At 49.0% G+C, this 14,178-nt stretch carries 13 protein-coding genes; 5 read left to right on the forward strand and 8 right to left on the reverse strand.

Annotated features, from left to right (window positions below; all coding sequences use genetic code 11):
• Window positions 1–201: 201 nt before the first annotated feature.
• The 6 genes from AC3WQH_RS14535 to AC3WQH_RS14560 form a co-directional block, all read right to left on the reverse strand.
• On the reverse strand, window positions 202–1,074 hold the full coding sequence (locus AC3WQH_RS14535; protein ID WP_492332112.1) for a hypothetical protein: 873 nt from the start codon (window positions 1,072–1,074) through the stop codon (window positions 202–204).
• 96 nt (window positions 1,075–1,170) lie between these two features.
• Window positions 1,171–1,653: a hypothetical protein gene (locus AC3WQH_RS14540; protein ID WP_005830845.1), complete on the reverse strand. Its 483-nt coding sequence runs from the start codon at window positions 1,651–1,653 to the stop codon at window positions 1,171–1,173.
• Between the two features lie 127 nt (window positions 1,654–1,780).
• Entirely contained in the window at window positions 1,781–3,661 is a 1,881-nt protein-coding gene (locus tag AC3WQH_RS14545; protein WP_005830848.1) for an ABC transporter permease, read from the reverse strand.
• Window positions 3,662–3,673: 12 nt separating this feature from the next.
• Complete coding sequence (locus AC3WQH_RS14550) at window positions 3,674–4,456, reverse strand: ABC transporter ATP-binding protein (RefSeq protein WP_193373876.1); 783 nt, start codon at window positions 4,454–4,456, stop codon at window positions 3,674–3,676.
• Window positions 4,457–4,542: 86 nt separating this feature from the next.
• Window positions 4,543–5,082, reverse strand: coding sequence for a GNAT family N-acetyltransferase (locus tag AC3WQH_RS14555; protein ID WP_492332113.1), 540 nt, complete (start codon window positions 5,080–5,082; stop codon window positions 4,543–4,545).
• A 157-nt stretch (window positions 5,083–5,239) separates the two neighbouring features.
• Window positions 5,240–7,027, reverse strand: coding sequence for an amidohydrolase (locus AC3WQH_RS14560; RefSeq protein ID WP_025845161.1), 1,788 nt, complete (start codon window positions 7,025–7,027; stop codon window positions 5,240–5,242).
• A gap of 272 nt (window positions 7,028–7,299) precedes the next feature.
• Between AC3WQH_RS14560 and AC3WQH_RS14565 the strand changes: the two genes are divergently transcribed.
• From AC3WQH_RS14565 to AC3WQH_RS14580, 4 genes are all read left to right on the forward strand, one after another.
• The gene (locus AC3WQH_RS14565) at window positions 7,300–7,749 is read left to right on the forward strand and encodes a MarR family winged helix-turn-helix transcriptional regulator (RefSeq protein WP_005830858.1); all 450 of its coding nucleotides are present in this window, start codon (window positions 7,300–7,302) and stop codon (window positions 7,747–7,749) included.
• A complete protein-coding gene (locus tag AC3WQH_RS14570) occupies window positions 7,746–9,413 on the forward strand; it encodes an MDR family MFS transporter (RefSeq protein ID WP_492332114.1) in 1,668 nt (555 codons plus the stop codon). The genes AC3WQH_RS14565 and AC3WQH_RS14570 overlap by 4 nt, the downstream gene beginning before the upstream one ends.
• A gap of 440 nt (window positions 9,414–9,853) precedes the next feature.
• Entirely contained in the window at window positions 9,854–10,393 is a 540-nt protein-coding gene (locus AC3WQH_RS14575) for a hypothetical protein (RefSeq protein ID WP_026558194.1), read from the forward strand.
• A gap of 179 nt (window positions 10,394–10,572) precedes the next feature.
• The gene (locus AC3WQH_RS14580; RefSeq protein ID WP_005830866.1) at window positions 10,573–11,562 is read left to right on the forward strand and encodes a hypothetical protein; all 990 of its coding nucleotides are present in this window, start codon (window positions 10,573–10,575) and stop codon (window positions 11,560–11,562) included.
• Window positions 11,563–11,774: 212 nt separating this feature from the next.
• Here the strand turns inward: AC3WQH_RS14580 and AC3WQH_RS14585 are convergent, their stop codons facing one another.
• Window positions 11,775–12,533 (reverse strand): metallophosphoesterase family protein, encoded by a 759-nt coding sequence (locus AC3WQH_RS14585; RefSeq protein WP_026558192.1) that lies wholly within the window; start codon window positions 12,531–12,533, stop codon window positions 11,775–11,777.
• 220 nt (window positions 12,534–12,753) lie between these two features.
• Here AC3WQH_RS14585 and psiE point away from each other — a divergent pair, with 220 nt between their 5' ends.
• Window positions 12,754–13,170 (forward strand): phosphate-starvation-inducible protein PsiE, encoded by a 417-nt coding sequence (gene psiE, locus AC3WQH_RS14590; protein ID WP_005830870.1) that lies wholly within the window; start codon window positions 12,754–12,756, stop codon window positions 13,168–13,170.
• Window positions 13,171–13,281: 111 nt separating this feature from the next.
• On the opposite strand, the gene AC3WQH_RS14595 is transcribed toward psiE, so the two are convergent.
• Window positions 13,282–14,169 carry a type 4a pilus biogenesis protein PilO gene (locus AC3WQH_RS14595; protein WP_005830872.1) on the reverse strand — a complete coding sequence of 296 codons (888 nt, stop codon included), beginning with the start codon at window positions 14,167–14,169 and terminating at the stop codon, window positions 13,282–13,284.
• Between the last annotated feature and the right edge of the window lie 9 nt (window positions 14,170–14,178).

The raw sequence follows: 14,178 nt of genomic DNA on the forward strand, positions 1-14,178 counted from the left end.
TCATTTTCTTTGTCAATATTAGAATATGCAGATATGTTCGATTTTCGTGCCTTGCTGATCGAGGCGAAATGAAGTAGTCATTCGCCCCAAGTACCGTTTTGTCCCGGATTTTGCGAGGGTTTTGACGGTCTTTTTGGCATAAAAAAAGACACTCCGTTCATTCCGAGTGCCTAGAAAATAGGAATAAGATTTAAAAAGGGTTTACCTTCTTACAACCCAACAGAAGTACAAGTTACCGGAAGTATCCCCGTTATCAACCTCTGCTGGCTCTGCTCGGCCTGAATGGCCATCGATTGTTGCCTCGAAGTCATGACCTATTTTATGTCCCTTTGCATTCTGACTAATCGTGTACGACTGTGAAGATACCCAAACATCAGATTCCCTTAGAACATCATCAAAATACTCATTGTCCTCTACCTTAAATTCATGCCAATCGCCGGAAAGACTTCCATTTGAATCAAAAATCTCTATGTCTCCAGATGTATCCCAAGATACTCTCGCGCCGGGAGGCCATGTAAGATCAAAATCTACACTACCAGAAAAACTGGAATCATCAGGAAGCCACCCCTTTGTAATGATATTACTTGTTTTATCCGCATCAAGTCTGTCCACAAATTCTCTCGATTCAAAAACTTCAATCTCACTAAGCGGCTGGTCTGCACGGAAATAGACATAGCTTTTTGTATCAGGGTTAGAGGGAGTGTCATCTTTATAAACTTCCCAGACATGGTATGATTTTGCTAGTCTCTGTTGGGTAGAATTAATATCAATAAAGTTATTCATTTCCGTTTCCCAAGTGTATATATTTGAAAATGAATCTGGAAGGTTCACGTCTATTCCCGCTGCTTTGGCTTTATTTGGACTTAGAAAGCTATTTTGGGATTTTCGAGGGTTAGCGATCTTATTTATTTTAATATTGTATCTCTTTGTGATATTCTCGAGATCTTCCAGATTATAGCCTTGATTTTCTCGATTAATCGAGATAACAGATGGCAATTTCACCTGGTTATTTTCAAATTTGTAACCAAACAGATCAAGCGAGTATGTTGAATCTTTCGGATACTCAGGGGACAAACCCAAATCCGGTTCAAAAGTGTTTATGATATTTTCCGCATCAAGTTTTTCGCCGAAAATATAAAAAGGCTTGTGTTCTTTTTTAGCTTGTTTATACTATTTTTTCACCTTCGTGTCCTTTAGATTCGATTCAGCGATCCAAAGCGCATCGATCTCATCTGGAATTTCTTGAATATCCTCTTCTAATATTTGGATGGATTCCTCTACTTTACCAAGACTTCTCTGTTCACGGGTAGCTTCTTCAATTGTTTTACCGACAGCGCTATTTTGCTCATAGCCAATTACGCCAATTTTAAAAGGGCCTTGTTTTATTTTTGAGGTAGTAATCTCTACTTCTTGAGCTTCAACACCAAAGTTCCCCGCAACCACTGTCATGAGTAGAACAATACACGTCGAAATTTTTAGTATTTTTCTCCCCTTCATCAAACTCAACTCCTTTTTTGCATAAAAAACACCATTTATAATACTTAAATGTAAATCATTGGAGAGTGCTTTTATTATACCTAACATTTTCTGGTTTGACAGTTCTAATCGACTTGCCCTCGTCTCAAACTGAGTTGTGTACATTGGGTCAAGCATTAGCCCTGGGCTTCCTCAGATTCCACCTCTCAATAGACTCCACTGTCTTTGGCTAACGATAAGCGCTCGCCCCACAACCAAAAATCCCCCTCATGCGAGGAGGATTTTTCCTTTTTACTTCCTTCTACTACACTTCTTTCGGCAACACAATTCCCCGGTAGAGCTGAACTGTGACGAGGTAGTAGATCGCGTACACGGCTACGAAAATGACCGTTGGAATCCAGATGTTTACATATGGGTCCAGCAGGATGATCGAAAACATTTCCATCCCAACGAGCACGTGCAGCAGGCCCAGCAAAGCCGGGAAGACGAACACGACAAACAGCTCCTTGTAGATCGAGCCGACCAGCAGCTCCTTGCGCACGCCGATTTTTCGCAACATGCTGTAGCGGTCTTTGTCGCGGGTGGCCCCGGACAAAATTTTGAACATCAGGCAACTTGCCATCATCGCCAGGAACGCAATCCCGAGGAAAAAGCCCATAAACATCGTGCCGCTGGTAAAAGCGTACACTTGCTGGTACGTGCTGTATTTGGAGTTGATGGAGACTTCATGGTCCTCGTCAACATGCTCAGGCTTGAGCAGCTTCATTTGGCGCTCGTCCATCGCTTTCAAGTCGGCTTTGTACTTGAGGTAGTCATCCACTTGCGCCACGAGAACTTTGTGCTCGCTGCCCTTGATTGCCGCATACGTCTCCTGGTCGACGATTTGCACGGCATGGTCCGAGAGCATCTCGTAACTGCTGATGAACTCGCGGGAAATCGCTTGGCTCCACTCATCCGGCACCGCGGCAAGCTGCGGATCTTCGGCCGGATCGTTATACATGATGTACGCCTTTTCCGGCAGCGGCTGCGTCACCCGCTTTGGCTCGTTATCCGGCGAATACTGCTCCATCGTATTGGTCGAGATGAGCGGAGGATGCGCCAGCAAGTCTTCTTTGGTAAAGTAGTAGGCTTTCTCGTCCTTTTTGTAGCGATACGTATTTTGCTCCAGCACTTGCATGTTGGCAAGTGCCTGATAATCTTCCTCGACCGGATCGTGCAAGGTGATGTCGTAGATGCGCCCGATGCTCGCCACCAGCTCTACGTTTTGCTGGAAAGCCAGCCCGCCCGCCATCGCGCCGACGCCCAAGGCGATCAGCATCGCGACGGTTCCCAATATTTTCGTCAGGTTGTTGACCCGAAAACGAAGCTGGGCAAAGGTGAAGGCATTCAATTGACGGTCGTTCAGCTTTTTGTTGTTCTTCAACATCTGGACGAATACAGGCAAGAGCGAGATAAAGATCAGATAGGTCCCAATCGTCGTCACGACAGCCCCGACGATGAAGCCAAGTGCGACGTATTCTCTAAGGTGAGTCAACAAGTAGTAGCCAAAAGCTACCAGCGATATCCCAAGGATAGCCACGACAATCGTGCCGACGCCTTTTGCCTTGACTTTGTCATTTTGCTGCTCGGCGCGTATAAGATCCAGCTCTGTCGCCCGCGCCAGCCGAATGGCGTTGATCGTCGACGTAATCAGGAACAGCACGAGGAAAAAGCCCCACGTCATCAGCAAAGACGGCAAGTAAAACGGATGGTACCCTTCAGTGGAAATGTCCAGCAAGCTCATCAGCAATTGCCCGATTCCGCTGGACAACACGATTCCGACAAGGCTGCCGATCACAAGGGAGACAACTCCCATCAGCAAAGTTTCCCCGAACAACATCTGGCTGATCCTGGCTTTCTTCGCCCCGAGCACCATGTACATCCCCAGCTCTTTGCGTCTTAGCGAGAGCAAAAACGAGTTCGCGTAAAAGATGTAGAAGATCGTAATGAACGCCAGCAGAAAGGCCCCTACATTGAAAACGATCCCGATCGAGCGGATCATCGAGTTCGCTTTCACGTACTCGCTATTCATGCCTAACGTCTGGAACATGTAAAAAATCGAAATGGAGATGACGAGTCCGACCAGGAGCACCAGGTAGTCCTTCATCATCTTGCGCATACTCGATAACGACAGCTTCCACAACATGACAACTTCCTCCTAGCGCCCATCATGAGCTGCACCCAGCTCAGCCAGTACATCCAAAATTTGTTTGAAAAATTGCTGACGGTCCGTTTCGCGGTGAATTTCGGTGTACAAGCTGCCGTCCTGGATGAACAGGATGCGTTTGCAGTAGCTCGCGCTAAAAGCGTCGTGCGTGACCATCATGATCGACACCTGGTGGTTTTCGTTCAGGTCGGACATCGTTTCCAGCAAGCTTTTCGCGTTTTTCGAATCGAGCGCACCCGTCGGCTCGTCCGCAAGCAAAATCGCCGGCTCATGCACCAGTGCGCGCGCCGCCGCAGCGCGTTGCTTTTGTCCCCCGGAAATTTGCACCGGATACTTTTGCAAAATCTCGCTGATGCTAAGCGTTTGCGCGACCTTGTTCACTTTGGCGCTGATCTCTTTGGAAGGCACGCCCTGCAGCGACAGCGGCAGCGCGATGTTTTCGTACACCGTCAAATTTTCCAGCAGGTTGAAATCTTGAAAAATGAAACCGAGCTTTTGCGAGCGGAAATCGGCCAACTGGTTTTGTTTCATTTGTGTAATGTTCGTTCCGGCTATCTGGATGAAGCCCTCCGATGGCCGATCCAGCGTGGAGATGACGTTCAGGAGCGTCGTTTTCCCCGAGCCGGACGGGCCCATGATTCCTACGAACTCTCCTTTTTCGATCGTCAGCGATACGCCCTTCAAGGCGTGGGACTGGCTCTCGCCCTTTGTCCCGTATATTTTTTGGACGTTTTTGACTTCCAGTACGGCTGTACTCACTCGTTGTTCCTCCATTCGTTTTTTTGGCATTCGGCTGCCTACCGTGGTTCTCTTCGCTATTTACTGTAACTCGTTTCCATATAAGGAGCTATTGATCTACCTTACAGTTCGCTTTCGTTTTTGTAAGGTCGTGGAAGGGGAAAGGTAAGGTTGGCTGGTTCCGGAGGGCGCCAAGCGCTTTGGAATGCAAAAAAGCCGTCCGTTATCCTTAACGGGATGGCTTTGTCGCTGTTGTCTCTCTCCCCGATGCGCTTTGCTCCCCTCGCCAAATAAAACGCTTCCGCATGCGGGTCGCTATGGATCAATAGGCTGCCAATCCGCAACTCCTTCGCTAGCTTCCGCATGTGCTCCCACAATGTTTTTCCATAGCCTTTACCGATTGCGTCTGGTTCGACAAACAAATCCTTCAGCAACCAGCGGCCGCTTTCCTCAAGTTGTTCCAGTCCCATAAACCCTAAGAGACGATTCTCGTCTTCCAGCACAATCACAAGCCCCGTCTCTATATAATCTGGCGCCACCGTCAAATCTTCGCGGCATGCCTCCATGAATGCGTCACTGTAGCCCCAATAGGCTTTGGAACGAAAACAGAGGTCGCTCAGTGCGCCTGCCTGGTCCACGTGTGCTCTGCGTATTTGCAGCATTTTCTCTCTCCCTTTCTTTTCCTATTCAGCTTTTGGCATGTACTGACCGATTCCCCGACCAACATACAAAATCCCGCTGAATTTGTAAAAAAAGCCAACGCATCGCCAAAAGAAAAATGGCCATCGCAGCACGGATGGCCATTTTTGGGGGGCTGGTTTATTTTGCAGCAGCAGCTTTCAGGCTGTACACTTCTTTTCCTTCTACCAAGGTCAGCACGACTTTCGCATTCTTGATCTCTGTAGCCGGGATCGCAAACAGATTTTTGTCCAGCACGATCAGGTCCGCTTTTTTGCCCACCTCGATCGATCCGGTGATGTCGTCGACGTGGTTGGCGTACGCGCCGTCAATCGTGAAGCTGGCGATCATGTCAGGCAGGGTGGCGCGCTCATTCGGATTGGCGATTTTCGCCGGATCGGTCACGCCGTCTTCGATGCGCGTAATGCCCTGCTGGATGCCGTGGAGTGGATTGAACTCAGGCGTCACGATGTAGTCCGAAGAGGACGCTACATGCACGCCTTGATTCAGGAAGCTTTTCATCGGGTATTCTTTTTCTGCGCGCTCCTGGCCGAGATACGGCACCTCGATCTCGTCGTAGTAGCCGTCCTCCTGCATGAACCAGAACGGCTGCACGATGCCGACAGCTCCGAGCTTTTTGAAGCGGGCGATGTCCTCCTGGTTGACCAGTTGCAAATGAACGAGCGAGTGACGGGCATCGTGTTTGCCGTTTTGCTGTTCCGCGTACTCCATGCCATCCAGCGCGATCCGGGTGGAAGCGTCGCCGATGGAGTGAACGTGCAGTTGGAAGCCCGCCTTGTCAGCGGCCGCTGCCGTCTTGTTGTACACCTCTGGCTTCCAGATCAATTCGCCGTTCGTGTGCTTGTGCTCATACGGCTTTTCCAGGTATGCAGTAGCACCTTCGACGACTCCGTCCATGAAAATTTTGACGGCGTTCACCTGGAACAGCGGGTTTTGGTTGCGCTCGCGAATTTTCACAAACTCGGCAATCTGCTCAGGTCCTTTGTCCGGGTTGGCGGTGATGGCATTGCGAAAACGGATAGTCAGCCTGTTTTCGCGAGCCAGCTCCTCATACGCTTCCAGCACGTTCGGATAGCGCAGCATGTCTGGGTCGCGGACAGTCGTCACGCCGCGCTCAACCGCTTTGTGCTGATACTCCTCGATTCCCGCTTTGTACTGCTGCACGGTGTAGCCGCCGATTTTGGACAGCACGAGATCCATTGCTTTTTCGCGCAGCGTTCCCGACGGTTCGCCTGTCTCTGGATCGCGCTCGATAATGCCGCCTTCCGGATTTTTCGTTTCCTTTGTAATGCCCGCCAGTTTCAGCGCGACGGAATTGACCCACAGAGAATGTCCGTCATCCGAGGTCAGAGCGATCGGAATGTTTGGCACGATGGCGTCCAGCACTTCTTTGCGCGGACCGATCCCCGGCGCTACCGGATTGCTCCAGCCGCGTCCTTGCAAGGCTACTTCTTGTGGATGCGCCTTGACAAACGCGGAAACCACCTCTGTGTACTCCTCCATCGAGCCCGCGTCAAACAGGTCGATGGAATAGATCAGCCCGGTTGTTTTGCTTGCATGGGTATGGCTGTCGATGAAGCCTGGCAGCACCATTTGCCCTTTCAAGTCGGTTACCTTCGTACTTTTCCCGATGTACGCCTTTGCGCCCTCATCCGTGCCTACGTAGACGATCTCGCCGCCGCGAATCGCGACAGCCTGTGCCCAGTTTCTGTTTCTGTCCACGGTGTACACGGCGCCGCCCGACAACACGACATCGGCCGGTTGCACGACTGCCTGCTTCGCAGCATCCGCAGTCGCCTGACCAGAGGCTTGTCCCGCCGCCTGGCTCGTTCCTTGCGCAGCGAATGCGGGCAGCGGAATCATCAGCGCCGTTGCCAGCAATGCGCTGGTCCATTTTTTTCCGAACAAAAAAATCCCCACCTATCTCTTTTTCCATGATGCCAAACACGACAAACTTGATTGTAGCACCACAACTCAGAAAATTCCATGAAATCCCTCCGGCAAACTCGACTTTTTTCCCGATTTTTGGCGAAACACCTCGATTTTCATCGAATGAACTGGTTCATTTGGTAAAAGGTAGATTTGACATCCCCGAGCAGAACATTTACACTGATTAATGTTTCAAGTATTTAATTATTAACCATGTATATTATTTTACATTTAAAACAGGAGCGATTAGCATGCCGAGCCAATCCGGTCTTACTGATTTTGAACAGCTCTACATCCAGGTGCAGCGAAGTGTCTCAGCAAAATGGCACAAGCGGCTGGACCCGCTCGTCTCCGCGTCGCAAGCCATGCTTCTGCGGATGCTGGATAAAAACGGTCCGCAAAAAGCGTCGGCTCTGGCCGAGCTTTTGCAGATCACTCCCGGAGCAGTGACCAGCCTTTCCGATAAACTGATCGCCTGCGGTTACGCCAGCCGCAGCCGGGTCAGCCACGATCGCCGGGTAGTCTACCTGGAAATTACCGAGAAGGGAAAAGCGATTTTGCAGCAATACAGAGTGGAACTGAAAAAAACGATCGGAGACTTGTTTGCCGGGCTGTCGGAAGAAGACCTTCAGCACCTGAACCGCATCTACAGGCAAGTCTTGCTTAACATCGAACAGCGAAGAGAGGAGAATCACGCATGAACGGGTTAACCGAAAAAAAGAAAGTGACGATCATGATCGCGATCATCACGGCGATGTTCTTTTCCGCGATCAACCAAACGATCATCGGCGTCGCCATGCCGCGCATTATCGCCAAGCTGGGCGGCATGGATTATTACTCTTGGGCCATCACCATTTACTTGCTGACTTCCACCGTCGCTTCCGTCCTGGTCGGCAAGCTGTCGGACATTTACGGGCGCAAGCCGTTTATTTTGGCCGGGATCGGGCTGTTCAGCATCGGCGCTTTGCTATCCGGCTTTTCCGCCACGATCTTTCAGTTGATCGCCTATCGCGCCATTCAAGGGGCAGGTGCCGGTATCATCATGTCCACCGCCTTCACCGCCATGGGCGACCTGTATGAGCCTCGCGAGCGAGCCAAATGGACCGGAGTCATGAGCGCGGTATTCGGCGTTTCCAGCGTCGCGGGTCCGCTCCTCGGCGGATATATTGTCGATCATCTCGACTGGCATTGGGTATTCTGGATTTTCCTGCCGATCGGGCTGATCGCCTTCACCTTGATTTTGCTTCATTTTCCGCAGGTGGAAAAACGCCAGGGCGAATCCGTCGACTACTTCGGCTCCCTGTTCTTGACGACGACCATCGTTCCGATGCTGCTTGCTTTTTCCTGGGCAGGAGAAGGCCTGCACAAATACGCCTGGGGCTCCTGGCAAATTCTCGGCCTCCTGGCTGTCACCGTCGTGTCCTTGCTCGTGTTCCTGTGGGTCGAGACGCGGGTAAAAACACCTGTGCTGCCGCTTGGCTTGTTTAAAAACAGCATTTTCACCGTCTCCAATCTGGTCGGCTTTTTCCTGAATGCCGGGATGATGGGAGCGATCATCTACGTTCCGTTTTTCGTCCAGGGCGTAAAAGGAATCTCGCCTACCATGGCAGGCTACGTCGCCATGCCGATGTCGATTGCCATGCTCGTGACGTCTGCGCTCGCCGGACAATTGATGACCAAAACAGGCAAATACAAAAAGATGGCGATCAGCGGGCTGCTCGTCATGACGCTCGGCATGGTGCTGATGTACTTCATGGTGCCGACCACGCCGATTTATTTGCTCGTGCTGTACATGATCGTGCTCGGCCTGGGCATGGGCATCGCGATGCCCGTCTTCTCCTTGACTGTGCAAAACGCAGTCGCACCGCAGGAGCTGGGTGTCGCCACCGCTACCTCCCAGTTGTTCCGCAACCTGGGCGGTACGATCGGGATTGCCGTCATGGGCAGCGTCATGAGCGCCAGCATGTCTGCAAAAATGAACCAGCTCTCGGCTACCATGAGCCAGGGCGCTGCCTCGATGCCTGCTGATCCGGCGTTGGCTGAAAAGCTGTCGCTGTTCACCAATCCACAAAATTTGCTCGATCAGCCCAAAATCGAAGCGGCGCTGCACAGCTTGCCGCCTGAGTCGCAGACCGTGTTTGCCCACATGCTGGACACGATCCGCGAAGCGATGAGCTACGGCATTACGACCACCTTTTTGACCGGAGCGATTGTCGCTGGCTTTGCGGTCGTGATCGCGCTGTTCCTGAAAGAAATCCCGCTGCGCAGCCAAAACAAGCCGGAGCAAAAGAAATCGTCCGAAAACGAAAAGCGGGCGACAAGTACCGCCGAATGGGACGGTGCGCAGGCTACAGGAAAAGCTTGAGAGTAAGACATATTATAGAAGAAAAAGGGGAGCACATTGACGTGCCTCCCTTTTTTGTTGCCCGACACTCCGGTCGCTATGCTCGTTTTACAACCGCACTCTGCCCGTCCGGATCGCATGGGCATAGTCCATGCGCCCGGCTTCCTCTGCGAGTTTGGCCGCTTTTTCATAATCATACGGAAGCAGGGAAGCAGGACGTACTCCACTTTCCAGGAGCACTCGCGGGCAAGGGAACTCGTATGGGAACTGTACAAAGCTGCTTGTTTTAGTTCAATACGATTTCGAGAACTCTCTTGAATAAAGGATTTTTTACATTATTTTGAAATAGAACGCAGGTCATGTTCCCTGTTAATTCCAATTATGATATATTTTTTATGGATTTTGTTTCACAATAGAATTCACAAATAGAAACATGACAATTCCTAAATGGGGTGACGAAGATGAACCTGTTAAAAAACTTTCTATTATTATTGTTGATCTTAGTGGGAATTAGCGGATGTGGGGGGGCCACTGACAATAAGGAAGAGAATAGTAGTGTCACTGAAAATCCAATTAGCAAGCAGGGAAGTGCAATGATTGGAGCAGACACTATTAAATTATATGAATTAAGCGGTAATCAAAATCTCAAAGACCAATTCAAATTTGCGTTTGACCCAACAGTTCCCCAAGAGATTAAATACTACAAAAACGGTGAGACAGTTACCATCGATTTTGGTGAAACAGTATATGATAACATAACTATTTTGGACATTCTCCTAAATTCTAAAGGTGAACAATTATATACGGATAAAGAAATCAAGAATGTTGCCTTTACCCGGATAGACAATAAATATCAATTCAAATTAGAGAAGCACTTCGCTTCTGCTTTAAATTCGAACGATGAACCGTCTCAAACGGTTTATCGAGGTTTTCGAATCAATGCTTATAAAGATGATAAGGAATATCCATTTGGATTTGTAATAAAAACAGATGCTTACTAATGCTTTCGAATTGAAACAAAGTTGCTCATTTGAACTAAGGAAACAGATAATCATTTTTGCTCATCAAAGAATCAAACCATATATGAAATCTAATGCGATGGGAGGTTAGATTTTAGAACAACTTTCAAGATTGACCATTTCTTTATTTTTTCCAAATCGTATGAAAAGGAAGGAAAGGTATGAAATTATTTAAGAGAGCTTTGCCCGTGTTTTTATTAGCGATAAGCTTAGTCGCACCTGCTAGTGCAGAAAAAGTTGGCGGATATGAGTACCCCGTGAAACCCGGAACAACTGAGTGGAAAGCACTTGAAAGCAAAATGGAACGCCAAAAGGTAAGCCAAATACCTGAGGATGTTTTGGAACAATTGTCAACCGAAGAGCTTGTTGAAACTGTTTTAGACTATCCGTTCCTGATCGACATGTATGCATACGATTCTTTTGAACAAGGTTTTTCTGCTGTTTCATCCAATTTCAACGGTCTAAAGGAACTGCTGAAAAGAGAAGATGCTGCTTCGAAGCTACTTGAGAAATACAAAGTGACAAAAGAATCGAAGGGAGTTAAGAAAGCATCTTCAGATGAAATGTTAGACTTGAAGAATCTTGAAATTATTTTAGAACAAAGTGAGATTAAAGAGAAGTTATCTCCAAACGAAGTAGAAGAAGTGGAAGAGCTTACGGAAGAACCAAAACGGGCAGCGGCTGCTATATATGTAAAGACACCAAAGGGCACTAAGGTGGAAGTGTTGCAACTAGGGGAACGTTTATCTTCTGCGGAGATTAAAGCTCTGGATCGGGAGGTTGAAAGGGCATATCCTCGTACTACTCTCCTAAGATCAGCTACAACAAATTACAATTGTCATTCCTATGCTTGGTACAGTACTTCTTCTAGCAACAAATATTGGATGAATGACCCTGGCGCCTATATGACAGATGGGAGTTATAAAAAAAGGAGTTCTGCTTCTGGAGATAGCAAAATTTACTACGATGTAAGAGGTAATGAACACACTGGGATAGTTACGACAGTTTATTCTGGCCCACCTGCACCTGGAAAAGATCAAGCAAGTATGATTAAAGTTAAATCCAAATGGGGGCAATTAGGATTAGTAGAACATATGGCCGATGATTGCCCGTATTATACGAGTGACTCAGATTTAGAATTTTACAAGTAATTAATCCAAATTTCGAAAGTATCTTGGAGAACTACTTTTAGGTGTGAAATCCAAGGTACTTTCTCTTTTTTTGGTAAAGGGAGAATTTCACCTTGTGGACGTCGCATACTTGGCGTACGGCGTCAATGACTCCATGACATATAGAAGAAAAAGGGGAGCACATCGACGTGCCCCCCTTTTTTGTTGCCCGGCCCTCGGCCGCTATGCTCGTTTTACAACCGCGCTCTGCCCGTCCGGATCGCATGGGCATAGTCCATGCGCCCGGCTTCCTCTGCGATTTTGGCCGCTTTTTCATAATCATACGGAAGCAGGATGTGCTCCACTTTCCAGGAGTCTCCTTGGCGCGTGGCCGTCGCATACTTCGCGTGCGGGGTCAACGACTCCATGAAATGCGGATGGGGCTTCTCTTCAAAGTAAGCGGGCAGCCCGACACTCCCCGGATTGACGATCCATTTTCCATCCGGCAGCCACACCGATCTGTGCACGTGCGTATGTCCGCAAAAAATGACGTTCTGCGGTACATTCGCCAGCTCAATCATCAGTTCGGTGACGCTTTTCGCGTCAGTCCCGTACGGAGCGACCCGCTCCATGAGATACTCATCGTCCGCAAAAGGCGTTCCATGGCAGAACAAAAGGTCCTCGTAAACCCACTGCTTGCGAAACGTGCGGAGCCAGTCGAGCACGTCTTCGCGCAGCAGCGGCTTCACATGCTGAAAAGTGGGGGAAGCCAGCACCCCCTCCAGCAAATAGCGGTCGCAGTTGCCCATAATGTGGACGACATCCGTGCGCCGCATCAGCAGCTCCGCGGTTTGCACCGGGGCAATCGGGCCAAACAGCGCGTCTCCGAGGTTCACAATCGTCTGAATCCCCCGCGCGTCAATGTCCTGCAAAACCGCCTCGAGCGCGAAGACATTGCTATGTATGTCAGAAATGACGGCGATGGCATGGTTCTGGTTTTGATGCTGATTCAAAAAGGCTCGCTCCTTTCAGACAGTCTTGTCACAAATGATACCGCCCTTCGCCTTTATGAGCCAGCCATTTTGTGCGAAGGGAGACTTCACTTTTGATTGTGTAAATAGTATGTCACTTTCGCTAGATGCGTTGATTATATTCTGAATTTTAATTATATTTGTATAACATATTGTAACGGTTGTGTTTGTCCGATTATTTTTTCCACAGGAGGCCACCGTCATGAACCATGTCAAAGCCGTTATCAAGCATTTCTCCGTTCCGTCCCTGCTCCAACTGATCCTCAACCTCGCCCTGATTATCCTGGCCGTCATCCTCGTCGTGCTGCTCGGCAAGGAGCTGATCCACTTCGGGAAAATGATGATCTCGAGCGATTCCTCGCTGAACGAATTTCTCGAAGCCATCATTGCCTTTTTTCTCTACTTCGAATTTATTGCCATGATCGTCAAGTACTTTCGCGAGAACTACCATTTTCCCCTGCGCTATTTTCTTTACATCGGCATAACGGCTATGGTTCGTCTGATTATCGTGGATCACCACAGCCCGCTCAACACGCTGATTTACTCCGGCGTGATTCTGATTTTGATTATTAGCTATTACATCATTAACAAAACTCCGGTCGAACGGCCAGGGAAATAAATCAAGCGGAAAAAGGCTGGCAGCAACTTGAGCTGTCAGCCTTTTTCTATCGAAAACAAACCTCCCTAACAGGCTGGGAGGCTTCACTCTTATCAGTTGCGGTTTGTACGGCTAGTTCGCTTCGTTCGCAGTGGTCCCGACAGATGCTTCTTCTTTTTTGACCGTTTCGTACTGCATCGGGTCCCACTTGCCCGCAGGCCCTTCCACCTGCACGGCTGGCAGCTTTTCCAGATCCTTTTCAAACTGGGGCGCAAAGTAGCTCGTAAGCTTGACGGTTGCGACCATTTTCGTGTCTTCCGGAATGACAAACTCGTCTTTTTGGTTCGATTTGAAGTCGAGCTGATCGACACGCAAATAACGCGACATCTTTTGCATTTCGCTCACAAAGCGATAAATTTCCTTGTAATCGCCTTTGATCTTGAGGGAAATTTCCACGCTATGAAAAGGAATTGGCGGCAAGTATTTTTCAATCATTTCCGCCTTCACCTGGCGCTCTTCTTTCCCGGCAGCCGGCTTTGGTTGTCCGGCCGATGAACCCGCATTTTGCGCGGACTTGGCGATCTTCTGCGCTTTTTCATCAAGCTTTTGTACCTCTCCTTCGAGTGTTGCCTGCGCTTCTCCCCCCTCAGCTTGATCCATGTAGGTGAGCTGATTAGCCAATTCTTTTGCAGACAGTTTTTCCCGCTCGGAAAAGGAGGCTTCTTCAATCGAAATCTGGCTGACAGATTGCAGCCTCTCCAGGTCCTTGATAAGCTGATCCGCATACGGCCTAACCGGGATCGCTTCCAGGATTTTATTGGAGATCACCATTGGGGTTGTCGGCTCCGTCGCCTGTGCGCTTTGCAACTGGTCAAAGGTTTGTTTCAATTTCTCAAGCTGCACCTGCAAGCTCGTCTTTTGGTCCGTAACAGGTACGATGTATAAATAGTAAGCTCCTGCCAAGGCAGCGAACAATAATGCAAAGATGAAGAGTGCAATCTGACGCGTCTTTTCTCCCATGCAACGGTT

It is taken from the genome of Brevibacillus sp. FW301-21C12A, from assembly GCF_058788915.1.

What these genes read in the sequence shown, in the direction of transcription:
- AC3WQH_RS14540 (WP_005830845.1), bottom strand. Translation starts at nt 1,653, where the DNA reads ATGCTTGACCCAATGTACACAACTCAGTTTGAGACGAGGGCAAGTCGA.
- AC3WQH_RS14545 (WP_005830848.1), bottom strand. Translation starts at nt 3,661, where the DNA reads ATGTTGTGGAAGCTGTCGTTATCGAGTATGCGCAAGATGATGAAGGAC.
- AC3WQH_RS14550 (WP_193373876.1), bottom strand. Translation starts at nt 4,456, where the DNA reads ATGGAGGAACAACGAGTGAGTACAGCCGTACTGGAAGTCAAAAACGTC.
- AC3WQH_RS14555 (WP_492332113.1), bottom strand. Translation starts at nt 5,082, where the DNA reads ATGCTGCAAATACGCAGAGCACACGTGGACCAGGCAGGCGCACTGAGC.
- AC3WQH_RS14565 (WP_005830858.1), top strand. Translation starts at nt 7,300, where the DNA reads ATGCCGAGCCAATCCGGTCTTACTGATTTTGAACAGCTCTACATCCAG.
- AC3WQH_RS14570 (WP_492332114.1), top strand. Translation starts at nt 7,746, where the DNA reads ATGAACGGGTTAACCGAAAAAAAGAAAGTGACGATCATGATCGCGATC.
- AC3WQH_RS14575 (WP_026558194.1), top strand. Translation starts at nt 9,854, where the DNA reads ATGAACCTGTTAAAAAACTTTCTATTATTATTGTTGATCTTAGTGGGA.
- AC3WQH_RS14580 (WP_005830866.1), top strand. Translation starts at nt 10,573, where the DNA reads ATGAAATTATTTAAGAGAGCTTTGCCCGTGTTTTTATTAGCGATAAGC.
- psiE (WP_005830870.1), top strand. Translation starts at nt 12,754, where the DNA reads ATGAACCATGTCAAAGCCGTTATCAAGCATTTCTCCGTTCCGTCCCTG.
- AC3WQH_RS14595 (WP_005830872.1), bottom strand. Translation starts at nt 14,169, where the DNA reads ATGGGAGAAAAGACGCGTCAGATTGCACTCTTCATCTTTGCATTATTG.